The sequence below is a fragment of the Pseudomonas chlororaphis subsp. chlororaphis genome (assembly GCF_003945765.1).
GTDB lineage: Bacteria > Pseudomonadota > Gammaproteobacteria > Pseudomonadales > Pseudomonadaceae > Aquipseudomonas > Aquipseudomonas chlororaphis.
The window spans coordinates 4,767,248-4,792,147 of record NZ_CP027712.1; the positions used below are offsets into that span (position 1 = coordinate 4,767,248).

Consider the following 24,900-nt stretch of genomic DNA (forward strand, 5'->3'; position numbering starts at 1 on the left):
CTGATCCTTGGTGACTGGAAGCTCTGATGGTGTCGGTTAGCCGGAGAAATTGAGCATCCGCTTCGGCCTACGCTTGATCTGTTCTTCCGGTGCATTCAACAGTGCTCCATCCATCAAACTCCCCGCCTTATCCTTATCCGCCGCCCCCGGCAACGTCGGCGGCTTGATCCCAATCCCGGTCCCACTCCCCGGCGCTCCCCCGGCATTGATCTTCACCACCGGCCCTACCACCGTGACGCCACCGGCATAGAGCTTGATAAAGCTCCCCCCGGCCTTGATCGTCAGTTCGCTGCCGGCCTCGATCACCATCTTGGCGCCGGCCTTGAGGTGGATTTCCTGGCCGGCTTTGGTCAGTTGTGCAGTGCCGAGTTTGATGTGCTGGTTTTCGCCCACGGTCAGGTGGTCGTCGACCTTGGTTTCGGTCTTGCGGTCGGCGTGGGTGATCCGATGTTCTTCGGCCTTGAGTTCGGTGTAGGTGTTCTTTTCCACCGTGTCGTGGCGTTCGTGGCCGATGCGGATTTTCTGGTCGTGCTCGATGTTTTCATCCCAGTCGCGCTGGGCATGGATGAAGATCTGTTCGGCGCCTTTTTTGTCTTCGATGCGCAGTTCGTTGTAGCCGGCGCCACCCGGCGAGCTCATGGACTTGAATACCGTGCGGGTCTTGTTCGCCGGCAGGGCGTAAGGCACCGGGTGTTCCTTGTGGTACAGGCAGCCAGTGATCAGCGGCTGGTCGGGGTCGCCTTCGAGGAAGGTCACCAGCACTTCCATGCCGATGCGCGGGATGACCAGGGCGCCGTAGCGGTCGCCGGCCCAGCTGGAGGACACCCGCAGCCAGCAGCTGGTCTTGTCGTCGGCTTTGCCTTCGCGGTCCCAGTGGAACTGCACCTTCACCCGGCCGTACTGGTCGCAGTGGATTTCTTCGCCCTTGGGCCCGGTGACCACCGCGGTCTGGCTGCCGAGGACGCGGGGTTTCGGGTGGTTCAGGGCCGGGCGGTAGAACACCTGCCAGGGCGTGGCGAGGAAGCGGTTGCGGTAGCCCTGGTGGAAGTCGTCCTTGTTGTCGGTGGTGTCGCTGGTCACCGACTCTTCCAGCACCTGCGGCTGCTTGCCTTCGTGGACGATATGGGTCAGCAGCCAGAGGTCGTTCCACTCACTGCGCGGGTGCTCGGACAGTTCCAGGAAGTGGCCGCTGACCAGTCGCGTCTGGTCGCCCCAGCCTTCGGCCTGCTGGTAGTCGGCGCGGTGGCGTTCGAGGGCGCGCTGGCTGAGGAACTTGCCGCGCGCGCGGTCGGTGAAGCGGCCCGGGTAGTCGTAGTCTTCCAGGTCCGGTTCTTCACTGTCGGTCTCGGGTTTATAGGCGGCCTCCAGTTGCAGGCGCGGCTTCTCGAAGTCGTAATCGCGTCGAGTAGTACGGCGGGTGCGGGTCTCCAGGCGCAGGTTGAAACCCTTGATCACCGGCTCGTCGGCGACCATGCCGCTGCCCTGGATATAGGCGGTGGGCTGGCCGAGCTTGGGAAATACCGTCTGGTCGTCGCCGAACACCAGCAAGTGGCCCTGCGGGCTGTGCTGGAAGTGGTAATGCAGACCTTCCTCTTCGCACAGGCGCTGGATGAAGTGCAGGTCGGTCTCGTCGTACTGCACGCAGTAGTCGCGCTCCGGGCACGGGGTGCCGAGCTGGAACCGGTAGGCGTTGCCCTGGATGCCGTGCTCTTCGAGGATCAACGCGATGATCTTCGGCGCCGACAGCTGCTGATAGATGCGCTGGTTGGTGCGGTGCTCGAGATAAGCCAGCTGCGGCACCAGCGACACCTTGTAGCGGGTCAGGCGCTTGCCGGCATCGCCCTGGGCCACGCGGTAGATCTGCCCGTGGATACCCGAGCCCCCGCCGTTAAGAGCAGCCGGATCAAAGGCGAGAAAAGCCTGCTTGTGCAGCAGGGTTTCCAGGTCCAGGTCGGGGTTCTCGCTGACCAGCTCCAGATCGAAACGGAACGGCTGGCTGATGCCTTCGATCCCCTTGAAAGACAGCACCTGCAAGTCGCTCTGGAAGCCTTCAATGCTCAGGCTGAAGTGAGTTTCGTTGGCGTTGTTGAACATTCCTTTGTTCCTTTTGACTGCGACATAGCGCGAGCTTTTGTGCGCCGACTTAATGTCAGCGCAACTCGTTTTTGGCCTGGTTACATCCAGATGCGACCAAGCTAAACAGCCGAGCCAGGCTAGCAAGTCACCCAGGGCATTAATCTAGGAAACGTCCTAAACCCCTTGGAAAGAATTGGAAGAAGACGTCAGTTTTTTCAGCGAATGACTGGCCTTGCTGGATGTTGCCCAGGGCAAGGTGATGCAAGGGTCGGAGGCGGTTCGTCTGTAAGCGTTTGAGGCCTCTTTCAACATCCTCTGCGACAGCCTGTTGCAGGTATTAAAAAGCCCCTGGATCTCTGGATTCAGGGGCTTTGGCATGAGGGGCAGGCAGAAGCAGCGCGTTATCGTTGACGTTTAACACGGGCAAACCTCGCTCCCACAGAAGCGCGGCGATCACCCTTCTGTAGGAACGGCCGGTCGACGCTTGATTGCCCGCGATGCGATCTGACAGACATCGTGCTCAGAGCTGCCAGGCCCCCGCCTCGGCAAAAAACGCCCGTGCGTTGTCTTCCAGGCTTTCCAGATGGTAGCCGCCTTCTTGCACGATCAGGCACGGCAGGCCGAGGCTGCGGATGCGTTCGCCGAGGCGGGCGAAACCTGCGCGGGTTACTGCCACTTTGCTTTGCGGGTCGAGTTCGTAGATGTCGAAGCCCAGGGACAGCACCAGCACTTGCGCGTCGAAGCTTTTCACCGCCGCCAGGGCGGTTTCCAGCTGGGCGAGGAATTCGGCTTCGCTGGCGCCGTGGGCCATTGGCAGGTTGAGGTTGTAGCCCTGCCCCGCACCGCTGCCGCGCTCGTCGGCGAAACCGGCGACGCCCGGGTAGAAGTTGGTCGGGTCGCCGTGCACCGAGACGTACAGCACGTCGTCGCGTTCGTAGAAGATTTCCTGGATGCCCTGGCCGTGGTGCATGTCGGTGTCCAGCACCGCGACCCGGGCGAATTTTTCGCGCAGTACCTGGGCGGCGATCGCTGCGTTGTTCAGGTAGCAGAAACCGCCGGCGGCTTCGGCCCGGGCGTGATGGCCCGGCGGGCGGCACAGGGCGTAGGCCGCCGGTTCGCCGTCGAGCAAGGCGCGGGCGCCGGCAATCGCGCTTTGCGCCGACCAGTAGGCCGAACGCCAAGTCAGTTCGCCCACCGGGCAGCTGCCATCGGCCAGGTAACGCGCGGCCTGGGCGAGGATGCCGTGCAGGGCGTTGGGCTCGCGGACGAAGATGTTCGACATCACCTCGTCGCCCCAGTCCTCGGGAATCTCCTTCCAGCGCTGGTGGGCTTCCTTGAGGAATTGCAGGTACGCCGCGCCGTGCACCGCCAGCAGCGGTTGCAGGCCGGCGTCCTCTGGTTGTTGCACGTCAAAACCCAGGGAGTGCGCGGCCTGGACCAGGCGCTGGGCGCGCTCGGGCACTTCTTGCGGGGTGCGCATCTGGCCGCGGGAGTAATAGCTGCGCGGATGGTGCAGCAGCTGTTCGGGGTGGAAAAAACTGCGCATGACCTTCTCCTTATTCGACTTGGCCGGCGCGGGCCAGCACAGCGTTGAGCAATACGTCGGTACCCTGGCGCACGTCCTCGGGCAATACGTCTTCGGCTTCGTTGTGGCTCAGGCCGCCAACGCACGGGATGAAGACCATGGCCGTGGGGCAGAACCGCGCCAGGTGAATTGCGTCATGGCCGGCGCCGCTGACGATTGATTGCTGAGCGTAGCCCAGGCCGTCCACCGCCTGTTGCACGGCCGCCACGCAGTCGGCATCGAAGGGCGTGGCCGGGCTGATCCAGTGCGGGCTGATGGTCACCTTCAGCTGGCGTTGTCCGGCGATGGCAGCAAGCCGCGCGCGTACTTCCTGCTCCATGGCGGCGATGGCGCTGTCGCGGTGGTGCCGCAGATCGACGGTGAACTGCAACAGGCCGGGAATGGTGTTGCGCGAAGACTTGGCGATGCTCAGCTCGCCGACGGTGGTCAGGCCCTCGGGGGCAAAATCCGTGGCCAGGGTTTCGATCGCCAGGATCATCTGCGCGGCGCCGTAGAGCGCATCCTTGCGCAGCGGCATCGGTGTGGTGCCGGCGTGGGCCGCCATACCTTCGACCTGCACATCGAGCCAGCGGATCGCCTGGCCGCCGCTGACCACGCCGATGCTCTTGGCGTTGTCTTCAAGGATCGGCCCCTGTTCGATATGCGCCTCGAAGTAGGCATCCACCGCCCCGCCCAGTGGCCGCGTACCGGCGTAGCCGGTGGCCTGCAGGGCCTCGGCGACGCTGATGCCGTCGGCGTCGCGCACCGCCAGGGCGCTCTCCAGGTCCATGATCCCGGTGAACACCGCCGAGCCGAACATGGCCGGGGTGAAACGCGCGCCCTCCTCGTTGGTCCACACCGCCACCTCCAGCGGCTTGCGGGTCTGGATCCGCAGATCGTTGAGGCGGCGCACCACCTCCAGGCCGGCGAGCACGCCGTACACACCATCGAAGCGCCCGCCTTCGGGCTGGGTGTCGAGGTGGCTGCCCATCATCACCGGGGCGGCGTCGGGGTCGCTGCCCGGACGACGAGCAAACAGGTTGCCAATGGGGTCGACGCTCAGGCTCATGCCAGCCTCCAGGCACCAGCGGGCGAACAGTTCGCGCCCGGCCTGGTCGTCCTCGCTCAGGGCCAGACGGCAGCTGCCGCCACGGGCGGTCGCACCGATTTCGGCCATGGCCATCAGGCTCGCCCACAGGCGTTCACCGTTGATCTTCAACATGCTTCGGTTCTCCGGATTCGATAAACACTCAAGCCATTTCCAGGCGGTGGACGGCTGCATGGCGACGGGCCAGGGCCAGCACGCAGAGCAGCGAAATGGTCGCGATCAGGCTGTAGAACAGCGCCATCGGCCACCACTGGCCGGCGAATTGATGGGCCAGCCAGGTGCCGATCAGCGGCGTCAGGCCACCGGCCACGGCGCCGCAGATCTGATAGGCCAGGGAGATCGCGGTGTAGCGCACGCGGGTCTCGAACATGCCGCTGACGTAGCCGGCGATCACCGCATAGAAAGACGCCATGCACACCACCGCCAGGGCGATGCCGAGGATGATCAGTGGCGCCTGGCCGCTGCTCACCAGCACGAACATCGGGTAGGGCGAGGCCATGGCCAGCAACGACACCAGGCACAGGAAGCGCGTGGCGCCGATCTTCTCGGCGGTCCAGGCCGCCAGGGGCTGGATGCAGAACTGGATGATCGCCACCACGAACAGGCATTCCAGGATCAGCGAGCGCGGCAACCCCAGTTGCTGGGTGCTGTAGGCGATCATGAAGGTGTTGGTGAAATACACCCCGGCGATGCCTAAGGTGTTGGCGCCGATGCACAGCAGCAGCGGGCGCCAGGCGCTGTGCAGCACCTCCATCACTGGCGCCTGTTCCTTGCGCAGACTCTTGTGCGCCTGCTCGCGGCTGGCGAGGAATTCCGGCGACTCATTGACCCCCAGGCGAATCGCCAGGCCCACCACCAGCAACAGCGCGCTGGCGAGGAACGGCAGGCGCCAGCCCCAGCTCATCAGGTCTTCTTCGGGCAGGCGGGTGACCGCGCTGAAGGCCAGCAGTGACAGGATCAACCCCGCCGGGCTGCCCAACTGCGCAAAGGAAGCGAAGAAGGTGCGCCGGCCCTTGGGCGCATGCTCGCCGGCCATCAACACCGCCCCGCCCCACTCGCCACCGACGGCGATGCCCTGGACGATGCGCAGCAGGATCAGCAGCACCGGCGCCGCCGCGCCGATCTGTGCATAAGTCGGCAGCAGGCCGATGCACACCGTGACCACGCCCATCATCAGCAGGGTGATCACCAGGGATTTTTTGCGCCCGATGCGATCGCCGATATGGCCGAACACGATGCCGCCCAATGGCCGGGCGAAGAAGCCCACGGCGAAGGTGCCGAAGGCCGCCATGGTGCTGAACAGTTTGTCGTCGGAGGGGAAAAACAAGGCGCCGAACACCAGCGCCGCGGCGGTGGCGTAAATGTAGAAGTCGTACCACTCGATCATGGTGCCGATAAAGGCGGCGGCCGCCGCACGGCGCGGCTGGGGCGAAGCTGAAGGCTTCATGGATCGTGCTCCTTTGATTATTTTTCTGGCAGGAGAGAACGGGAATGCAGAGGCGCTCTGGCGGCGCCTGTCTGGGAGGGATTTATCGTCGCGAGACTATAATTAGTCAATTTTCTATTTATTATGCTAATTATTACCGCTGCTTATTATCAGCCCTGTCCTTCGACCCAGAGCCCCGCGCCATGTCCAACCGCCTGCCCGACCGCCTGCTCAACGACCGCCTGGACTGGAACCTGCTACGCACCTTTCGGGTGATCGGCCAGGAGCTGAGCATCAGCCGCGCGGCCGCCCGCCTGCACCTGACCCAGCCGGCGGTGAGCCAGGCCCTCAAGCGCCTGGAGGAACAACTGGGCCGCCAGTTGATCGCCCGGCGCGGGCCACGTTTTGCCCTGACCGAAGTCGGCGAGCAGATCTTCCACCTGGCCGGCGAGATCTACGGGCAGATGTCCCAGGTCAGCGGCGTGCTGGAGCAGCCGGCCGACGAGGTGATCGGCAAGGTGCGCCTGCTGATGATCAGCCGGATCTTTTCCGCGCGTTTCGATGATTTCCTCGCCGACTTCCACCGCCAGCATCCGCGGGTCGACCTGGAGATCGAGGTGCTGCGCAGCTCGGACATCGTCAGCGCCCTGCAGGAAAAAACCGCGACCCTAGGCCTGAGCCTCAACCGCCGGCCCCAGCCGCGCCTGGAACAGCGGCTGTTCCTGCGCCAGCGCTATGCGTTTTTCTGCGGCAAGCACCATGGGCTGTTCGGTCAGCAGAACGTGTCCGAAGGCGATTTGCAGCGGGAGAATTTTGTCAGCTTCACCAGCGACCAGATCGGCGGCATGCTCTCGCCGCTGACCATCTTTCGCGACCAGCAGGGTTTCAGCGGGCGCATCGTCGCCTCGTCGCCGAGCCTGGAGGAAGTGCGGCGCCTGGTGATCGCCGGCTACGGCATCGGCTGCCTGCCCGAGCATGTGGTGGCGGCCGACGTCGACGCCGGGCTGCTGTGGCGCCTGCCGCCCGACGAAGGCATCGCCGACGTCGACATCCATCTGCTGTGGAACCGCGAACAACGCATGAGCCGCGCCGAGACGGTCTTTATCGAGGCCTTGCAGGCCTGCCTGGGCGCTCAGTAACCCTGGGCCCTGTCCACCTCGTTCAACAGCGTTTCGCCGGCTTGCAGGCGCCGCAGGTTGTCCGCCACCTGCTCGGCGATGCAATCGTGGGAGGCCGCCGAGGCCATGTGCGGAGTAATGGTGACCCCGGGGGTGCTCCACAACGGATCATCGGTCGGCAGCGGCTCCTGTTCGAACACGTCGAGCAAGGCGCCACGCAGTTGGCCGCTGGCCAGGGCCTGCTGCAAGTCGTCGAGGTTGAGGTGGCCGCCGCGCCCGACATTGACCAGCGCCGCGCCGCGGGCCAGCCGGGCAAAGCTGTCGCGCCCGAGAATGCCGCGGGTCTCGGCGGTCAGGGGCAGCAGGTTGATCAGCAGTTCCACTTCATCGAGAAAGGGCTCCAACTGCCCCGGCCCGACGAAGGTGTGTACCCCCGCCAGGCGCTTGGCGCTGCGGGCCCAGCCGCGCACGTCGTAGCCGGCGGCGGCCAGGTCGAGGGCGATGGCGCTGCCCAGGGAACCCAGGCCCATGACCCCGACCTTGAACTGCCGCGCCGGCCGTTGCAGCGGCCGCTCCCAGTGCCGCTCGCGCTGCTGCTCCAGCACCCGGTCGAAGCCGCGGTGATAGTGGATCACCGCCCAGCGCAGGTACTCGGTCATGCCCTGGCGGTGGCCCGGGTCCACCACCCGGCACACCGGCAGGTCCGGGCACGAAGGGTCGTGTTCCAGGTGGTCGATGCCCGCCGCCACCGAATGAATCACTTGCAGGCTGGGCAAGCGCCCCAGGCTGCCGGCGGGGGGAAACCAGCAAGCGGCGACCTGCGCCTGAGCGGCACGCGGATCGTCGGCCAGCACCGCCTGGACCTGTGGCGCGCAGCGGGCGAAGGCGGCCTGCAATTGCTTGAGCAACAGGCTGTCGCGGGACAGCAGCACCACGATGCTCATGACAGATAGGACTCGCGCTGGGACTCGATCAAGGTCAGGGCGGCCTCCCAGGCCAGCTCGATGATGTGGTCGGCGTCGTCGCGCTCGAACTGTTCGGCGGTGTGGGCGCAGACCTGCGGCGACGGGTAGTTCAGTTCGCAACCGCCAGCCAGCGCCTGGACCTGGGCCTGGCAGGCACGCTCGAGAAAATGGATCTCCTGGAACGCCTGGGCGACGCTGGCACCGCCCACCAGCAGGCCGTGGTTACGCAGGATCATCGCCTTGTGCGGGCCAAGGTCGGCGATCAGGCGCTCGCGCTCGTCCAGGGACAGGGCAATGCCTTCATAGGTGTGGTACGCCAGCTTGCCGTAGAACTTCAGCGCGTGCTGGCTGATGGGCAACAGCCCCTGTTTCTGCGCGGCCACTGCGATGCCGGCGGCGGTGTGGGTGTGGATCACGCAGTTGAGGTCCGGGCGCGCCATGTGGATCGCCGAGTGGATGACGAAGCCGGCGGCGTTGACCCGGTGCCCGGCGTAGTGCGGGTCGACGATGCGCCCCTCCTGGTCGATGCGCACCAGGTCGCTGGCACGCATACGGTCGAAGATCACCCCGTAGCGGTTGATCAAAAAATGATGCTCGGGCCCTGGAATGCGCAGGGTGATGTGGGTGTCGATCAGGTCGGTCATGCGAAAGTGCGCGACCAGTCGATACAGGGCCGCCAGCTCGCAGCGGGCCTGCCATTCAGTCGGGCTCATGTGTTCGGGTTTGCTCACGAATACACCTCTTTAGGAACGTGGTGGACAGTCGGGTTGGCGCGCAACCGGGCCAGGCCGCAGACGCCGATCAATGACAGGGCCGACAGTAGGCTGAAGAACATCGCCAGCGGCAGCCACTGTCCGGAAAACTGGCTGGCCAGCAGGGTGCCGATCAGCGGCGTGCTGCCACCGGCGACCGCGCAGGCCAGTTGGTAGGCGATGGAGATCCCCGAGTAGCGCAGGTGCACCGGGAAGGCCTGGGTCATGTAGCCAGCGATCACCGCGTACAGCGCCGAGAGAATCACCACCGCCAGGGCGATGCCAAGGGTCATCAGCACAATGTTCTGGGTGCCGACCAACAGGAACATCGGGTACGGCGTGGCCATGCACAGCAGCGCCACCCACTTGAGGAAACGTCCTTCGCCGATACGCTCGGCCAGCAGCGCGGAGATCGGCTGGGACAGCAGCTGGATGATCGTCACCAGGAACAGGCAATCGAGAATGGTCGCCCGGGAAATGCCCTGGTACTGGGTCACGTAGGTGATCATGAAGGTGTTGGTGAAGAAGAAGCCGGCCGAACCGATGGTCACCGCGGCGGCGGCGAACAGGATCTGCTTCCAGCAGCTGCGCAGCACTTCCATGACCGGGTACTGGGCGGTTTCGTTGTTGTCCCGGGCCTTGGCGAACTCCGGCGACTCATGCACGCCAGAGCGGATCATCAGACCGAACATCATCAGCACGCCACTGGCGAGGAACGGCAGGCGCCAACCCCACTCGAGGAAGTCCTGCTGGTCCAGGCTGGTCACCAGGCGGAAGGCGATCAACGCCAGCAGCAGGCCGGCCGGGCTGCCGAGCTGGGCGAAGGAGGCGTAGAAGGTCTTGCGTTTGGCCGGGGCATGTTCGCTGGCCATCAGCACCGCCCCGCCCCACTCGCCACCCACGGAAATGCCCTGGATGATGCGCAGCACGATCAGGCTGATGGGCGCCCAGATGCCGACGCTGGCGTAGCTGGGCAGCAGGCCGATGCCGGTGGTGGCCAGGCCCATCAGCGCCATGGTCACCAGCAGCATTTTCTTGCGCCCGAGGCGATCGCCGAGGTGGCCGAACACCATGCCGGCCATAGGCCGGGCGATGAAGCCCACGGCGAAGCTGCCGAAGGCTGCCAGGGTGCTCATCACCGGATCGCTGCTGGGAAAGAACACCTGGCCGAGGACCAGGGCCGCGGCCGTGGCGTAGATGTAGAAATCGTAGAACTCGATGGTCGTGCCGATAAAGGCCGCCGCCGCGGCTCGGCGCGGCTGAGGAGTGCTGTGCATGCAAGGACCCTGTGTATTTGTAGTTTTGGGCAGGTGCGGAAGGCTGATCACGCGGCGCTCTCTGGCGCTTGTGGGCTTTATCGCCGTCATGCCAGGATTAGTCAATTTTCAAATTCTTATCTTTGCTATTAGCACTGCTACTACATGGAGCCGCCATGCCCGCACCGCTCTCCACCTCCAACCCCTGGGTCGGTCGGCGTTTCCTCAACGATCGCCTGGACTGGAACCTGCTGCGCACCTACCTGGTGATCGGCCAGGAAGGCAGCATGAGCCGCGCCGCCGCGCGCCTGCACATCACCCAGTCGGCGGTCAGCCAGGCCCTCAAGCGCCTGGAGGAACAGCTCGATTGCGTGTTGATCGCGCGCAGCGGCCGGCGCTTCGAGCTGACGGAAACCGGGGAGGAAGTGCTGCGCATCGCCACCGATATCTACGGCGATATCTCGCGCCTGGGCACGGTGCTGGAGAGCCGCAACGACGACGTGGTGGGCAAGATCCGCATCCTTACCGTCAGCGGCGTGCAAGCGCCGCATTACGACGAGTTCCTCGCCGATTTTCATGAGGCCCACCCGAAAATCGAGCTGGAAGTCGAGGTGATGGGCAGCTCGGACATCATCAGTTCACTGCTGCAAAAGACCGCGACCCTGGGGGTCGGGCTGTGCCGCCTGCCACAACCCAGGCTGGAACAGCGGGTGCTGTTTCGCGAGCGGTATGCCTACTTCTGCGGCCAGCGCCACCGGCTGTTCGGCCAGCAGGACCTGAGCCTGCAACAACTGGCCAACGAGAACTTCGTCAGCTTCACCAGCGACCAGTTGGGGGGCAACCTGTCACCGCTGACACTGTTTCGCGACCAGCAGGGCTTTACTGGCAAGATCGTCGCCTCCTCCACCAGTTTCGAGGAGATTTACCGCCTGATCTGCGCGGGATTCGGTATCGGCTGCCTGCCGATTCATCTGGTCAGGCGGGATGTCGAGCAAGGGCTGCTCTGGCGTTTGCCGCCGGACGAGGGCGTGGTGGATTTCGATATCCAGCTGCTGTGGCACCGGGAACAGAAAATGAGCCAGGCCGAAACCCTGTTCCTGGACAGCATCCAGCACATGCTCAGTATTCGTGAGCAGGTGCCGGACAGCCTGATGTTCAAGTGACTCAGGCGTGGGGAACGTCCGGCCCCTTGCCAGGGCTGGCGTACTGCGGCTTCAGGTGGCCTTGCTGATCGAGCAGCCAGGCATCCATGACCTGACGGACCACGGGGCCCGCGACCCGGCCGCCGGCCTCGCCGTTCTCGATCATCACCGCCACCACGATCTGCGGGTGCTCGGCCGGCGCGAAGCCGACGAACAAGGCATTGTCACGATGGCGCTCGCGGGTCTTGAGACGGTCGTAACGCTCGCCCTGCTTGATCGCCACCACCTGCGCCGTACCGCTCTTGCCGGCGATGCGGTATTGCGCGCCGGCCGCCGCGTCGCGCGCGGTGCCCCGAGGCGCGTGCATCACCATCTGCATGCCGTGGCTGACCAGGTCCCAGTCGACCGGGTCCTTGAGCCGGATGTTCGGCATCGGGTGTTCGTCCACCGGCGCCACGCCATCGACGGTCTTGGCCAGATGAGGGCGATTCCACACGCCCTTGTTGGCGATCAGCGCCGTCGCCTGGGCCAGCTGCAGCGGCGTGACCTGCATATATCCTTGGCCAATGCCGAGAATCACCGTCTCGCCGGGGAACCACGGCTGACGCCGGGTGGCGCGCTTCCAGGCCTGGGACGGCATCAGTCCCGACGCCTCCTCGAACATGTCCAGGGAGACTTTCTCGCCCAGGCCGAACATCGCCAGGTAATCGTGCAGGCGATCGATACCGAGCTTGTGCGCCAGGTCGTAGAAGTAGGTGTCGTTGGAACGCATGATCGCCGCGTCCAGGTCCACCCAGCCGTCGCCGCTGTGGTTCCAGTTACGGTATTTGTGGTCGACATCCGGCAGTTGGTAGTAACCCGGATCGAACACTCGGGTCGAGGCGTTGACCACCCCGGAGTCCAGCCCGGCGATCGCCACCTCCGGCTTGATGGTCGAACCCGGCGCATACAGGCCGCGCAGCACCCGGTTGAACAGCGGCCGGTCGATGGAGTCGCGTAACGCGCTGTACTCCTTGAAGCTGATGCCGGTGACGAACAGGTTCGGGTCGAAGCTCGGCTTGCTGACCATGGCCAGCACTTCGCCGGTCTGCGGATCGAGGGCCACCACCGATCCGCGACGGTCGCCCAGGGCCGCCTCGGCCGCCTCCTGCAACTTCACGTCGAGGCTGAGCACGATGTTTTTCCCAGGGATCGGATCGGTGTGCTTGAGCACCCGCATGACCCGGCCCTGGGCGTTGGTTTCCACCTCTTCGTAGCCGACATGACCATGCAGTTCAGACTCGTAGAAGCGCTCGATCCCGGTCTTGCCGATCGACTGGGTGCCGCGGTACTCCACCGAGTCCAGGACCTTGGCTTCCTTCTCGTTGATGCGCCCGACATAGCCGATTGAATGGGCGAAGTGCGCGCCCATCGGATAGTGCCGCACGAACTGGGCCTCGACCTCCAGCCCCGGCAAGCGGTACTCGTTGACCGCCAGCACGGCGATCTGCTCTTCGGTCAGCTCATAGAACAGGGTGACCGGCACGAACGGGTGGCGTGACTGCCTCAGCGCCTTGTCGAACAGCGCACGGTCTTCAGCGGGCAGGTGCAGCAGGCTGACCACCTGGTCCAGCTCGCCTTTCAGATCGGTGGTGCGCTCGCGGGTGATGGTCAGGTTGAAGCTGGGACGGTTGTCGGCCAGCAGCACGCCGTTGCGGTCGTAGATCAGGCCGCGAGTCGGGGTGATGGGCAGCACGTGCACCCGATTGTTTTCGGAGATGGTCGAGTGATAGTCGAATTCGACCACCTGCAGGAAGTACAGGCGCCCGATCAGGGTGCAGGTGATGGCGACCACCAGGAGCGCGCAGGCCAACAGTCTTTTGTTAACCAGCCGCGTCTCTTTTTCGTGGTCCTTGATCGGTATCGGTTCAGGCATTGCTACAGCTTCTCGTGGAATAGTGAACGCTGATCCGTGCGGGTGAATGTCGGTCCCTTGAAAAACGAGCTGCACCATACCAAAAACCGTCCCGGCGCTTTCATGAAGAATTCGGCCGATTAGTGATGCCCGCTCAAGATTGTTGTTCCGATTCATGCATTTTTCTGTGGGCCGGGCCTGGGGATACTGCTGCGCTGTGATCCCTATGACCGTCTTGCCACGGGCGAGACGCCGGAGCCCTTCATGCATCCTCGTTTTCAACGCCTGCTTGGCAGGAACAACTTTTCCGTCGGCCTGGAACTGCCGCTCGATAACGACTGGTCCAGCAATGGCCAACGCCTGCGCCAGATCGAAGGTCGCCCCTTCGGCGTGCCGGACCTCAAGCAGCACGCAACCCTCGCCCGCCTGGCGGACCAGGCCGGCTTTCGCGCGCTATGGGTACGTGACGTACCGGTGTACGACCCGAATTTCGGCGATGCCGCTCAGATCTTCGAAACCTTTTCCTACCTCGGCTATCTGGCCGGCATCACGCAGAACATCATGCTCGGAACCGCCGCGGTGGTCCTGCCGTTGCGTCAGCCGTGGCTGACCCTCAAGGCCGCCAACAGCATCGACGAGTTGAGCGATGGTCGCTTGCTGCTGGGGGTCGCCAGTGGTGACCGGCCGATGGAGTATCCGCTGTTCGGTGTCGATTACGCCCAGCGCGGAGAGCTCTTTCGCGATGCTGTCGAGCTGTTGCACAGCCAGGGACAGGATCGTTTACCCGAGGGTGCGCATCTGCTGCCACAGCCTCCTGAAGCCGCACCGCTGCTGGTGGCCGGGCTGGGCCAGCAATCGCCGGCCTGGATCGGTGAACACATGGACGGCTGGCTCGCCTACCCGGGCACCCCGGACGAACATCGCCGACGCGTCGCGCTCTGGCGTGAGGTCGGTGGCGACAAACCCTATATCAGTTTCGTCCACCTGGACCTTGCCGCTGACCCGCATGCACCCATGCAGCGCCTGCGCTTTGGTGGCCGCTGTGGGCGCCTGGCACTGATCGAGGAACTGCAGGCCCTGCGTGAGGCAGGCGTGCAGCATGTCGGCCTGCATCTGCGCCGCAGTGAACGCCCGGTGGCCGAGGCCATCGAGGAAATTGCCGAATTCGTACTGCCGAGGTTTCACCATGCCAACTGAATACAACGCCTGGGGCTGGACTGCAGGAGCCGGCCTGGAAGGCCTTCAACTGATCCGCAAGACATTGCCGCAACCGGGAGCGAATGAAGTGCTGATCGCCAATACCGCGATCGCCCTTAACCCGGTGGACTGGAAGATCATCGAGTGGGGACATGCCGATTGGCATACCGGCCGCGTGCCTGGTGTCGATGGCGTTGGCGTGGTGGTGGCCGCGGGGTCCGCGGTGACGCTGAAGATCGGTACGCGGGTGGCTTATCACCAGTCGTTGAGCCGTGATGGCAGCTTCGCCGAGTATTGCCTGCTCGATGCCAATGCGACGCTGCCGGTTCCTGAGTCACTGGATGACGCAGTTGCCGCCAGCCTGCCCTGCCCCGGCTTGACCGCCTTGCAGGCGCTGGATAAGGTCCCCGTTGTGGGTGCGCGTGATGTGCTGGTGGTGGGGGCCGGAGGCGCGGTGGGTTCGTTGCTGGTCCAATTGGCGGTGCAACGCGGTTTGCGAGTGTGGGCGACGGCGTCTGCCCAGCACCATGCGCGGTTGCTGGCGCAAGGCGCGGTCGGGGTTTTCGATTATCGGGCAGACACCTGGCAAACCGAGCTGCAATCGCGGCTGGGGGAGCGTTGTCTGCATGCGCTGTTCGATACCGTCAGCGGGGCTCAGGCGCGCAGCCTGGCAGCACTGCTGGGTTACAACGGGCACCTGGTGTGCATTCAGGATCGTCAGGAGACGGCGCCATTGCCGGCGTTCAGCACCGCGATCTCACTCCACGAGGTGGCCCTCAACAGTATTCACGCTTACGGCAGCCGGGCCGACTGGCAACAATTGCGTCTGTACGCCGAACAACTGATGAGCCATGCCGTATCAGGACGGTTGCAATCTGCACCGCTGATTGAATTCGACTTCCATCAACTGCCACAGAAACTGTTGGCGTTGAAAAGTGGCGAGCAGCATGGCAAATGGGTAGCCCGGCTAAGACACAGCAGCCTGGTGCGTTAACGCAGATTAAGGATGCCTTCGGCTTGAGACAGTCTTGAGTCGAAGCGCGCTTCTCTCCCGTGGCTGGAAATCGCTTTTCTGCACGCAAAAACAAAACCCCAATTGCTTTCGCAATTGGGGTTTCGGAATTTAATCTTGACGATGACCTACTCTCACATGGGGAAACCCCACACTACCATCGGCGATGCATCGTTTCACTGCTGAGTTCGGGATGGGATCAGGTGGTTCCAATGCTCTATGGTCGTCAAGAAATTCGGTGTGCCGAGTCGTCTTTCGACGCTTCAGCAAATTGGGTATGCGATAGTTTGTGTATTTTCTCGAACTTTCGGTTCGTTTCGTCTTCACACACCGCAATCTGGCTGTTAAGCGCAAATTGCTTGGGTGTTATATGGTCAAGCCTCACGGGCAATTAGTATTGGTTAGCTCAACGCCTCACAGCGCTTACACACCCAACCTATCAACGTCGTAGTCTTCGACGGCCCTTTAGGGAACTCAAGGTTCCAGTGAGATCTCATCTTGAGGCAAGTTTCCCGCTTAGATGCTTTCAGCGGTTATCTTTTCCGAACATAGCTACCCGGCAATGCCACTGGCGTGACAACCGGAACACCAGAGGTTCGTCCACTCCGGTCCTCTCGTACTAGGAGCAGCCCCTCTCAAATCTCAAACGTCCACGGCAGATAGGGACCGAACTGTCTCACGACGTTCTAAACCCAGCTCGCGTACCACTTTAAATGGCGAACAGCCATACCCTTGGGACCGGCTTCAGCCCCAGGATGTGATGAGCCGACATCGAGGTGCCAAACACCGCCGTCGATATGAACTCTTGGGCGGTATCAGCCTGTTATCCCCGGAGTACCTTTTATCCGTTGAGCGATGGCCCTTCCATACAGAACCACCGGATCACTAAGACCTACTTTCGTACCTGCTCGACGTGTCTGTCTCGCAGTCAAGCGCGCTTTTGCCTTTATACTCTACGACCGATTTCCGACCGGTCTGAGCGCACCTTCGTACTCCTCCGTTACTCTTTAGGAGGAGACCGCCCCAGTCAAACTACCCACCATACACTGTCCTCGATCCGGATAACGGACCTGAGTTAGAACCTCAAAGTTGCCAGGGTGGTATTTCAAGGATGGCTCCACGCGAACTGGCGTCCACGCTTCAAAGCCTCCCACCTATCCTACACAAGCAAATTCAAAGTCCAGTGCAAAGCTATAGTAAAGGTTCACGGGGTCTTTCCGTCTAGCCGCGGATACACTGCATCTTCACAGCGATTTCAATTTCACTGAGTCTCGGGTGGAGACAGCGCCGCCATCGTTACGCCATTCGTGCAGGTCGGAACTTACCCGACAAGGAATTTCGCTACCTTAGGACCGTTATAGTTACGGCCGCCGTTTACCGGGGCTTCGATCAAGAGCTTCGCGTTAGCTAACCCCATCAATTAACCTTCCGGCACCGGGCAGGCGTCACACCCTATACGTCCACTTTCGTGTTTGCAGAGTGCTGTGTTTTTAATAAACAGTCGCAGCGGCCTGGTATCTTCGACCGGCATGGGCTTACGGAGCAAGTCCTTCACCCTCACCGGCGCACCTTCTCCCGAAGTTACGGTGCCATTTTGCCTAGTTCCTTCACCCGAGTTCTCTCAAGCGCCTTGGTATTCTCTACCCAACCACCTGTGTCGGTTTGGGGTACGGTTCCTAGTTATCTGAAGCTTAGAAGCTTTTCTTGGAAGCATGGCATCAACCACTTCGTCACCTAAAAGGTAACTCGTCATCAGCTCTCGGCCTTAGAATCCCGGATTTACCTAAGATTCCAGCCTACCACCTTAAACTTGGACAACCAACGCCAAGCTGGCCTAGCCTTCTCCGTCCCTCCATCGCAATAACTAGAAGTACAGGAATATTAACCTGTTTTCCATCGACTACGCTTTTCAGCCTCGCCTTAGGGACCGACTAACCCTGCGTCGATTAACGTTGCGCAGGAAACCTTGGTCTTTCGGCGTGGGTGTTTTTCACACCCATTGTCGTTACTCATGTCAGCATTCGCACTTCTGATACCTCCAGCAAGCTTCTCAACTCACCTTCACAGGCTTACAGAACGCTCCTCTACCGCATCACTTACGTGATACCCGTAGCTTCGGTGTATGGTTTGAGCCCCGTTACATCTTCCGCGCAGGCCGACTCGACTAGTGAGCTATTACGCTTTCTTTAAAGGGTGGCTGCTTCTAAGCCAACCTCCTAGCTGTCTAAGCCTTCCCACATCGTTTCCCACTTAACCATAACTTTGGGACCTTAGCTGACGGTCTGGGTTGTTTCCCTTTTCACGACGGACGTTAGCACCCGCCGTGTGTCTCCCATGCTCGGCACTTGTAGGTATTCGGAGTTTGCATCGGTTTGGTAAGTCGGGATGACCCCCTAGCCGAAACAGTGCTCTACCCCCTACAGTGATACATGAGGCGCTACCTAAATAGCTTTCGAGGAGAACCAGCTATCTCCGAGCTTGATTAGCCTTTCACTCCGATCCACAGGTCATCCGCTAACTTTTCAACGGTAGTCGGTTCGGTCCTCCAGTCAGTGTTACCTAACCTTCAACCTGCCCATGGATAGATCGCCCGGTTTCGGGTCTATACCCAGCGACTAAACGCCCTATTAAGACTCGCTTTCGCTACGCCTCCCCTATTCGGTTAAGCTCGCCACTGAATATAAGTCGCTGACCCATTATACAAAAGGTACGCAGTCACAGAACAAAGTCTGCTCCCACTGCTTGTACGCATACGGTTTCAGGATCTATTTCACTCCCCTCTCCGGGGTTCTTTTCGCCTTTCCCTCACGGTACTAGTTCACTATCGGTCAGTCAGTAGTATTTAGCCTTGGAGGATGGTCCCCCCATATTCAGACAAAGTTTCTCGTGCTCCGTCCTACTCGATTTCATGACTAAGAGATTTTCGCGTACAGGGCTATCACCCACTATGGCCGCACTTTCCAGAGCGTTCCGCTAATCTCAAAGCCACTTAAGGGCTAGTCCCCGTTCGCTCGCCACTACTAAGGGAATCTCGGTTGATTTCTTTTCCTCAGGGTACTTAGATGTTTCAGTTCCCCTGGTTCGCCTCTTGCACCTATGTATTCAGTACAAGATAACCATCTTATGATGGCTGGGTTCCCCCATTCAGACATCTCCGGATCAAAGTCTGTTTGCCGACTCCCCGAAGCTTTTCGCAGGCTACCACGTCTTTCATCGCCTCTGACTGCCAAGGCATCCACCGTATGCGCTTCTTCACTTGACCATATAACCCCAAGCAATCTGGTTATACTGTGAAGACGACATTCGCCGAAAATTCGCGATTAAACTCACAAATTTTACCTTAGCCTGAATAAACACCAGTGAAAGTGCTATCCAGTCTATCTTTCTATCACATACCCAAATTTTTAAAGAACGATTCTGATAAAGATCAGAAATCAACATTCACCATCAACTTGATGGAATGCTCATTTCTAAGCTTTAAACGATGGACACCAATCTGTAATGGTGGAGCCAAGCGGGATCGAACCGCTGACCTCCTGCGTGCAAGGCAGGCGCTCTCCCAGCTGAGCTATGGCCCCGTATCGCTACAGGGTGCACCAGTAATTGGTGGGTCTGGGCAGATTCGAACTGCCGACCTCACCCTTATCAGGGGTGCGCTCTAACCAACTGAGCTACAGACCCAATCGTCTTCTTCAATGAATCAAGCAATTCGTGTGGGAGCTTATGAAGCAGCTGATGTCGTCGATTAAGGAGGTGATCCAGCCGCAGGTTCCCCTACGGCTACCTTGTTACGACTTCACCCCAGTCATGAATCACACCGTGGTAACCGTCCTCCCGAAGGTTAGACTAGCTACTTCTGGTGCAACCCACTCCCATGGTGTGACGGGCGGTGTGTACAAGGCCCGGGAACGTATTCACCGCGACATTCTGATTCGCGATTACTAGCGATTCCGACTTCACGCAGTCGAGTTGCAGACTGCGATCCGGACTACGATCGGTTTTGTGGGATTAGCTCCACCTCGCGGCTTGGCAACCCTCTGTACCGACCATTGTAGCACGTGTGTAGCCCAGGCCGTAAGGGCCATGATGACTTGACGTCATCCCCACCTTCCTCCGGTTTGTCACCGGCAGTCTCCTTAGAGTGCCCACCATTACGTGCTGGTAACTAAGGACAAGGGTTGCGCTCGTTACGGGACTTAACCCAACATCTCACGACACGAGCTGACGACAGCCATGCAGCACCTGTCTCAATGTTCCCGAAGGCACCAATCCATCTCTGGAAAGTTCATTGGATGTCAAGGCCTGGTAAGGTTCTTCGCGTTGCTTCGAATTAAACCACATGCTCCACCGCTTGTGCGGGCCCCCGTCAATTCATTTGAGTTTTAACCTTGCGGCCGTACTCCCCAGGCGGTCAACTTAATGCGTTAGCTGCGCCACTAAGAGCTCAAGGCTCCCAACGGCTAGTTGACATCGTTTACGGCGTGGACTACCAGGGTATCTAATCCTGTTTGCTCCCCACGCTTTCGCACCTCAGTGTCAGTATCAGTCCAGGTGGTCGCCTTCGCCACTGGTGTTCCTTCCTATATCTACGCATTTCACCGCTACACAGGAAATTCCACCACCCTCTACCATACTCTAGCTCGCCAGTTTTGGATGCAGTTCCCAGGTTGAGCCCGGGGATTTCACATCCAACTTAACGAACCACCTACGCGCGCTTTACGCCCAGTAATTCCGATTAACGCTTGCACCCTCTGTATTACCGCGGCTGCTGGCACAGAGTTAGCCGGTGCTTATTCTGTCGGTAACGTCAAAATACTCACGTATTAGGTAAGTACCCTTCCTCCCAACTTAAAGTGCTTTACAATCCGAAGACCTTCTTCACACACGCGGCATGGCTGGATCAGGCTTTCGCCCATTGTCCAATATTCCCCACTGCTGCCTCCCGTAGGAGTCTGGACCGTGTCTCAGTTCCAGTGTGACTGATCATCCTCTCAGACCAGTTACGGATCGTCGCCTTGGTGAGCCATTACCTCACCAACTAGCTAATCCGACCTAGGCTCATCTGATAGCGCAAGGCCCGAAGGTCCCCTGCTTTCTCCCGTAGGACGTATGCGGTATTAGCGTCCGTTTCCGAACGTTATCCCCCACTACCAGGCAGATTCCTAGGCATTACTCACCCGTCCGCCGCTCTCAAGAGGTGCAAGCACCTCTCTACCGCTCGACTTGCATGTGTTAGGCCTGCCGCCAGCGTTCAATCTGAGCCATGATCAAACTCTTCAGTTCAAACATCTTTGGGTTTTGAGAAAACCCTAAACTTGGCTCAGCAATCGTTGGTTACATCTTTGATTTCTCGCGGAGTAACTTGTGATGCTGATAATCTTTCTGACTATCAGTCTGACTCCACAAGCACCCACACGAATTGCTTGATTCAGTTGTTAAAGAGCGGTTGGTTAAGTCTTTCGTCTCAACCGAGGCGCGCATTCTACAGCAGCCTCTGTATCTGTCAAGCGGTTATTTTAAGAAGTTTTCAAGGTTTCCTTTGCAACTTCAACCACTTGCGCTTCCGATCTCTCGTCAGCGGGAGGCGAATTCTACAGCGTTACACGCTGCTGTCAACACCTCTTTTTCTCCGCTTTCGACCGAGAAGATCGAATCGCTAACTCGGCGAAAACTGACTGCCCAATCAACTCCTTCGGGCTTCGATAAACTGAAGCGTAACCGCTGTCGAAAACCGCGTAACTCGTTGAATCTCAAGGAGTTTTCCGTTTCGACTGCGCCGGAAGTGGGGCGAATTATAGACTTCCAGAATCTGCCGTCAACCCCTAATTTGTCTTTTCTATCAATAACCTGCAAAAACGGATGAATCCTTCTCTATATAAGAAGAGCAGAAACATCATGAGCAATATATTGCTCAAGCGTTTTTAGTTGAGCATCATGTCGGCGCACCAAACCCTCCTCTTGACCCGGATGATGCCTTGCCATGAATGACCAGCCCCGCAGCCTAGCCTCGACCCTGTTCCCGGTGGGACTGCTGCTTATTGCCATGGCGTCCATCCAGTCCGGCGCCTCACTGGCCAAAAGCATGTTCCCGATCGTGGGCGCACAAGGCACCACCACATTGCGTCTGATTTTCGCCAGCATCATCATGCTGCTGCTATTGCGCCCATGGCGCGCGAAGCTCACCGCCAAGTCCCTGCGCACCGTCATCGTCTATGGCATGGCGCTGGGTGGAATGAACTTTCTCTTCTATATGTCGCTACGCAGCGTTCCTCTGGGAATCGCCGTGGCCCTGGAATTCACCGGCCCACTGGCCGTGGCCATTTATGCTTCGCGAAAAGCCATCGATTTTCTCTGGATCGCTCTGGCGATTATCGGTCTGCTGCTGTTGATTCCAACCAGCGATACGAGCGCAGGTATCGACCTGATCGGCGCGGGTTATGCCTTGGGAGCCGGGGTGTGCTGGGCGCTCTATATTCTGTTCGGGCAAAAGGCCGGGGCCGACAATGGCATCCAGACTGCAGCGCTGGGCGTGATGATTGCTGCCTTGTTCGTTGCGCCTATCGGCATCGTGCATGCCGGGGCTGCCTTGCTGACGCCCAGCCTGATCCCCATCGCCATCGGCGTGGCCATTCTCTCCACCGCCCTTCCCTACAGCCTGGAGATGGTCGCCCTGACCCGAATGCCGGCGAGGACCTTCGGCACGCTGATGAGTATCGAGCCTGCTTTTGGTGCCTTGTCCGGGCTGCTGTTCCTCCACGAATTCCTGTCGCTCGCGCAGTGGCTGGCTATTGCCTGCATCATCCTGGCGTCAGTGGGTGCGACGCTGACCATGCGCAGCGAATCGAAACCTCTGGTAGCGGCAGATTGATTCCTGGTTGTACATAGCTCTGGTATTTGCCGCTCAATTAGGCCATGTTTAGGCGCTGTAACTCAGCGCCAGTCATGGATTTTTCAGGCAAGGACCGCACAGACGCCAAAGTGACAGCTAACGCAGTCGAACCCGGACAACAGATCCAGGATCAGCAATAGGGACAGGAATGAAACGTTTTTTGATTCTGTTAGCCGTACTGGCCATCGCAGGTTGCGCCGCAACTTCGAAAACCGAGGTCAAGCGCGGAAAGAAGGGCCTGCATATCAACTGCTCTGGCCTGTCCTCCTCCTGGGACAAATGCTACGCCAGCGCTGCTACCTCCTGCGGCCCCAAAGGCTACAAGGTGATCGCCAAATCCGGAGATGCAGTGGAGGATCCAGGCGACTATCCCTTCGGCCTGAATCCCGCCGGCTATACCAGTCGCAGCATGATCGTCATCTGCAAGTAGGCAGCACCTGCCTACTGCACATCCTGCGTTGGCAATTGACGAACAATTTCATCATGGCTCGACTTCAGGACCTGGCGCTGAATGTCCGGACTGACCAGCATTCGCGCCACCACCAACGCCCCCACACATTGCGACAGAATCGACCAGGCCAGGCTGTCGCTGCCCAGGGTACGCGCCCAACTCTGCTGCAAATGGCAAATCCAGTCTTGCGCCTGCTGTCGAACCACCTCGTCCGCCCGTGAGATTTCCGCGCCCAAGGTTGGCAAGGCGCAGCCCGTTTCAGGGCTCTCGACATGCGCCATGCTCAAGTAGTGCTTGAGACAGCGCTCAAGCCGCATCCGGCTTTGCTCACCATCGCCCCCCAGACGCTCAAGGCTCTGGCTCAGCTCACGTTCGACAATAGAACCGAACAGCTCATCCTTGGATGAAAAGTGGCTGTAGAAGGCCCCACCACTCAGCCCGATCACTTTCATCAGGCCATCGACCCCCACAGTCGAAAATCCTTCTTTTTTCGCTGACACCGCGCTGCTCTGCAGCAGCCGTTCCCGGGTTTCCTGCTTGTGACTGGCTGAATAACGCATGACGCCCCTCTCCTCTCTTCGCCTTGACGCTCGGCGGATCGTAGCATAACGTTCGTTTAGTTAACGACCGTTTACCAATAGAGCGATCCCACCATGACTACAGCCACAGAGAACAAGAAAGTCGTTTTGGTCGTCGGAGCCGGCGATGCCACAGGCGGTGCAATTGCCAAGCGTTTTGCCCGGGAAGGTTTTGTCGTCTGTGTCACCCGACGCAGCGCGGACAAGTTGCAGCCCCTGGTGGAGGCCATCCAGCAGTCGGGAGGCGAAGCCCATGGGTTCGCTTGCGACGCTCGAAAAGAGGAAGAAGTGATTGCCTTGATCGAACAGATCGAGCGCGAGATCGGTCCGATCGAAACCCTGGTGTTCAATATCGGCGCCAACGTGCCCTGCAGCATCCTTGAAGAAACAGCGCGCAAGTACTTCAAGATCTGGGAGATGGCCTGCTTCTCAGGTTTCCTCAATGCGCGGGAAGTGGCCAAACGCATGGTCACTCGCAAACGCGGGACCATCCTGTTCACCGGCGCCACCGCGGGCTTGCGCGGCGCTGCGGGGTTTGCCGCCTTTGCCGGAGCCAAGCATGGCATTCGCGCACTGGCGCAAAGCATGGCCCGGGAGCTGGGGCCGTTGAATATCCACGTTGCTCATGTGGTGGTCGATGGCGCCATCGACACGGACTTCATCCGCAACAGTTTCCCGGAAAAGTATGCGCTCAAGGATGAGGACGGCATCCTCAACCCCGAACACATCGCCGACAACTACTGGCATCTGCACAGCCAGCCCCGGGATGCCTGGACCTTCGAACTGGATCTGCGGCCCTGGAACGAACGCTGGTAAACCCTGCGCCATAACAACAAAAAGGAGCATTACCGATGAGCAAAACCGTCGAGTTCTTTTTCGACCTGGGTAGCCCGACCTCTTACCTGGCCTACACCCAATTGCCGAAGATCTGTGCCCAGACAGGCAGCCAGCTGATTTATCAACCCATGTTGCTCGGTGGCGTGTTCAAGGTCACGGGCAATGCCTCGCCGATCAGCATCCCCGCCAAAGGACGCTACATGCTTCAGGACCTGGCGCGTTATGCCAAACGTTATGAGGTGCCACTGGCATTCAACCCGCACTTCCCGATCAACACCCTGCTGCTGATGCGCGCGGTGACCGGCATGCAACTGCGACATCCACAGCGTTTTGTTGCCTTTATCGACTGCCTGTTCCGCGCACTCTGGGTCGAGAAGCGCAACCTGAACGATCAGGCCACCGTTGCGGCAGTACTCAGTGAGGGGGGATTCGATCCGCAAGAGGTGCTGGCCCTGACCAGCGATGAAGAGGTCAAGAACGCCCTCAAGGACAAGACCGAACAAGCCTTGCAGCGCGGCGTGTTTGGCGCGCCGAGCATGTTCGTCGATAACCAGTTGTTCTTCGGCCAGGATCGCCTGGACTTTGTCCTCGAAGCCCTGAGCTAAGTCAAAGCTTCGGTAAGACAAACAACGCAA

Annotated in this window: 17 protein-coding genes, 2 tRNA genes and 3 rRNA genes; 8 read left to right on the forward strand and 14 right to left on the reverse strand. The window is 60.3% G+C overall.

Translation table 11 applies throughout. From position 1 onward, the window contains the following. Window positions 1-36 precede the first annotated feature (36 nt). The 4 genes from C4K27_RS21360 to C4K27_RS21375 form a co-directional block, all read right to left on the reverse strand. A complete protein-coding gene (locus C4K27_RS21360; protein ID WP_053262061.1) occupies window positions 37-2,094 on the reverse strand; it encodes a type VI secretion system Vgr family protein in 2,058 nt (685 codons plus the stop codon). 502 nt (window positions 2,095-2,596) lie between these two features. Continuing rightward, the gene (locus C4K27_RS21365) at window positions 2,597-3,622 is read right to left on the reverse strand and encodes a histone deacetylase family protein (RefSeq protein ID WP_053262062.1); all 1,026 of its coding nucleotides are present in this window, start codon (window positions 3,620-3,622) and stop codon (window positions 2,597-2,599) included. A 10-nt stretch (window positions 3,623-3,632) separates the two neighbouring features. Further along, complete coding sequence (locus C4K27_RS21370; protein ID WP_053262063.1) at window positions 3,633-4,862, reverse strand: Zn-dependent hydrolase; 1,230 nt, start codon at window positions 4,860-4,862, stop codon at window positions 3,633-3,635. A 28-nt stretch (window positions 4,863-4,890) separates the two neighbouring features. Beyond that, window positions 4,891-6,195, reverse strand: a complete 1,305-nt coding sequence (locus C4K27_RS21375) for an MFS transporter (RefSeq protein ID WP_053262064.1) — start codon at window positions 6,193-6,195, stop codon at window positions 4,891-4,893. Window positions 6,196-6,377: 182 nt separating this feature from the next. Here C4K27_RS21375 and C4K27_RS21380 point away from each other — a divergent pair, with 182 nt between their 5' ends. After that, window positions 6,378-7,313 (forward strand): LysR family transcriptional regulator, encoded by a 936-nt coding sequence (locus tag C4K27_RS21380; protein WP_053262065.1) that lies wholly within the window; start codon window positions 6,378-6,380, stop codon window positions 7,311-7,313. Here the strand turns inward: C4K27_RS21380 and C4K27_RS21385 are convergent. From C4K27_RS21385 to C4K27_RS21395, 3 genes are read right to left on the reverse strand one after another with little or no spacing between them, the layout of a single operon-like run. Next, on the reverse strand, window positions 7,307-8,236 hold the full coding sequence (locus C4K27_RS21385) for a 2-hydroxyacid dehydrogenase (protein ID WP_053262066.1): 930 nt from the start codon (window positions 8,234-8,236) through the stop codon (window positions 7,307-7,309). The genes C4K27_RS21380 and C4K27_RS21385 overlap by 7 nt on opposite strands. After that, window positions 8,233-8,988 (reverse strand): class II aldolase/adducin family protein, encoded by a 756-nt coding sequence (locus C4K27_RS21390; RefSeq protein ID WP_053262067.1) that lies wholly within the window; start codon window positions 8,986-8,988, stop codon window positions 8,233-8,235. The genes C4K27_RS21385 and C4K27_RS21390 overlap by 4 nt, the downstream gene beginning before the upstream one ends. Continuing rightward, window positions 8,985-10,286, reverse strand: a complete 1,302-nt coding sequence (locus C4K27_RS21395) for an MFS transporter (RefSeq protein WP_053262068.1) — start codon at window positions 10,284-10,286, stop codon at window positions 8,985-8,987. The genes C4K27_RS21390 and C4K27_RS21395 overlap by 4 nt, the downstream gene beginning before the upstream one ends. A gap of 155 nt (window positions 10,287-10,441) precedes the next feature. On the opposite strand from C4K27_RS21395, the gene C4K27_RS21400 reads away from it, so the two are divergent. Beyond that, on the forward strand, window positions 10,442-11,428 hold the full coding sequence (locus C4K27_RS21400) for a LysR family transcriptional regulator (RefSeq protein WP_009044872.1): 987 nt from the start codon (window positions 10,442-10,444) through the stop codon (window positions 11,426-11,428). 1 nt (window position 11,429) lies between these two features. On the opposite strand, the gene mrdA is transcribed toward C4K27_RS21400, so the two are convergent. Next, entirely contained in the window at window positions 11,430-13,322 is a 1,893-nt protein-coding gene (gene mrdA, locus C4K27_RS21405; RefSeq protein ID WP_053262069.1) for a penicillin-binding protein 2, read from the reverse strand. A 243-nt stretch (window positions 13,323-13,565) separates the two neighbouring features. Here mrdA and C4K27_RS21410 point away from each other — a divergent pair, with 243 nt between their 5' ends. Continuing rightward, window positions 13,566-14,498, forward strand: coding sequence for a TIGR03571 family LLM class oxidoreductase (locus tag C4K27_RS21410; protein ID WP_053262070.1), 933 nt, complete (start codon window positions 13,566-13,568; stop codon window positions 14,496-14,498). After that, a complete protein-coding gene (locus C4K27_RS21415; RefSeq protein WP_053262071.1) occupies window positions 14,488-15,492 on the forward strand; it encodes a zinc-binding dehydrogenase in 1,005 nt (334 codons plus the stop codon). Before C4K27_RS21410 ends, C4K27_RS21415 begins: the two co-directional genes overlap by 11 nt. 133 nt (window positions 15,493-15,625) lie before the next feature. On the opposite strand, the gene rrf is transcribed toward C4K27_RS21415, so the two are convergent. From rrf to C4K27_RS21440, 5 genes are all read right to left on the reverse strand, one after another. Next, window positions 15,626-15,741, reverse strand: a 5S ribosomal RNA gene (gene rrf, locus C4K27_RS21420). A 139-nt stretch (window positions 15,742-15,880) separates the two neighbouring features. Further along, window positions 15,881-18,772, reverse strand: a 23S ribosomal RNA gene (locus C4K27_RS21425). Between the two features lie 240 nt (window positions 18,773-19,012). Then, window positions 19,013-19,088 (reverse strand) — tRNA-Ala (locus C4K27_RS21430). A gap of 26 nt (window positions 19,089-19,114) precedes the next feature. Next, window positions 19,115-19,191 (reverse strand) — tRNA-Ile (locus tag C4K27_RS21435). 65 nt (window positions 19,192-19,256) lie between these two features. Then, window positions 19,257-20,793, reverse strand: a 16S ribosomal RNA gene (locus C4K27_RS21440). Together the 16S, 23S and 5S rRNA genes with 2 tRNA genes alongside form the textbook arrangement of a ribosomal RNA operon. A gap of 697 nt (window positions 20,794-21,490) precedes the next feature. On the opposite strand from C4K27_RS21440, the gene rhtA reads away from it, so the two are divergent. Next, window positions 21,491-22,378, forward strand: coding sequence for a threonine/homoserine exporter RhtA (gene rhtA, locus C4K27_RS21450; protein ID WP_007930397.1), 888 nt, complete (start codon window positions 21,491-21,493; stop codon window positions 22,376-22,378). A 169-nt stretch (window positions 22,379-22,547) separates the two neighbouring features. Next, entirely contained in the window at window positions 22,548-22,829 is a 282-nt protein-coding gene (locus tag C4K27_RS21455) for a hypothetical protein (RefSeq protein ID WP_007930399.1), read from the forward strand. A gap of 11 nt (window positions 22,830-22,840) precedes the next feature. Here C4K27_RS21455 and C4K27_RS21460 read toward each other — a convergent pair whose 3' ends face one another. Then, entirely contained in the window at window positions 22,841-23,410 is a 570-nt protein-coding gene (locus C4K27_RS21460; RefSeq protein WP_053262101.1) for a TetR/AcrR family transcriptional regulator, read from the reverse strand. A 93-nt stretch (window positions 23,411-23,503) separates the two neighbouring features. Between C4K27_RS21460 and C4K27_RS21465 the strand changes: the two genes are divergently transcribed. Further along, window positions 23,504-24,244 carry an SDR family oxidoreductase gene (locus C4K27_RS21465; protein WP_053262102.1) on the forward strand — a complete coding sequence of 247 codons (741 nt, stop codon included), beginning with the start codon at window positions 23,504-23,506 and terminating at the stop codon, window positions 24,242-24,244. A gap of 35 nt (window positions 24,245-24,279) precedes the next feature. Further along, entirely contained in the window at window positions 24,280-24,870 is a 591-nt protein-coding gene (locus C4K27_RS21470; RefSeq protein WP_053262103.1) for a 2-hydroxychromene-2-carboxylate isomerase, read from the forward strand. The last annotated feature ends 30 nt before the right edge of the window (window positions 24,871-24,900 follow it).

Bases quoted from the DNA above. Each gene is read 5' to 3' on its own strand.
- C4K27_RS21360 (WP_053262061.1), bottom strand. From the start codon at position 2,094: ATGTTCAACAACGCCAACGAAACTCACTTCAGCCTGAGCATTGAAGGC.
- C4K27_RS21365 (WP_053262062.1), bottom strand. From the start codon at position 3,622: ATGCGCAGTTTTTTCCACCCCGAACAGCTGCTGCACCATCCGCGCAGC.
- C4K27_RS21370 (WP_053262063.1), bottom strand. From the start codon at position 4,862: ATGTTGAAGATCAACGGTGAACGCCTGTGGGCGAGCCTGATGGCCATG.
- C4K27_RS21375 (WP_053262064.1), bottom strand. From the start codon at position 6,195: ATGAAGCCTTCAGCTTCGCCCCAGCCGCGCCGTGCGGCGGCCGCCGCC.
- C4K27_RS21380 (WP_053262065.1), top strand. From the start codon at position 6,378: ATGTCCAACCGCCTGCCCGACCGCCTGCTCAACGACCGCCTGGACTGG.
- C4K27_RS21385 (WP_053262066.1), bottom strand. From the start codon at position 8,236: ATGAGCATCGTGGTGCTGCTGTCCCGCGACAGCCTGTTGCTCAAGCAA.
- C4K27_RS21395 (WP_053262068.1), bottom strand. From the start codon at position 10,286: ATGCACAGCACTCCTCAGCCGCGCCGAGCCGCGGCGGCGGCCTTTATC.
- C4K27_RS21400 (WP_009044872.1), top strand. From the start codon at position 10,442: ATGCCCGCACCGCTCTCCACCTCCAACCCCTGGGTCGGTCGGCGTTTC.
- mrdA (WP_053262069.1), bottom strand. From the start codon at position 13,322: ATGCCTGAACCGATACCGATCAAGGACCACGAAAAAGAGACGCGGCTG.
- C4K27_RS21410 (WP_053262070.1), top strand. From the start codon at position 13,566: ATGCATCCTCGTTTTCAACGCCTGCTTGGCAGGAACAACTTTTCCGTC.
- C4K27_RS21415 (WP_053262071.1), top strand. From the start codon at position 14,488: ATGCCAACTGAATACAACGCCTGGGGCTGGACTGCAGGAGCCGGCCTG.
- rhtA (WP_007930397.1), top strand. From the start codon at position 21,491: ATGAATGACCAGCCCCGCAGCCTAGCCTCGACCCTGTTCCCGGTGGGA.
- C4K27_RS21455 (WP_007930399.1), top strand. From the start codon at position 22,548: ATGAAACGTTTTTTGATTCTGTTAGCCGTACTGGCCATCGCAGGTTGC.
- C4K27_RS21460 (WP_053262101.1), bottom strand. From the start codon at position 23,410: ATGCGTTATTCAGCCAGTCACAAGCAGGAAACCCGGGAACGGCTGCTG.
- C4K27_RS21465 (WP_053262102.1), top strand. From the start codon at position 23,504: ATGACTACAGCCACAGAGAACAAGAAAGTCGTTTTGGTCGTCGGAGCC.
- C4K27_RS21470 (WP_053262103.1), top strand. From the start codon at position 24,280: ATGAGCAAAACCGTCGAGTTCTTTTTCGACCTGGGTAGCCCGACCTCT.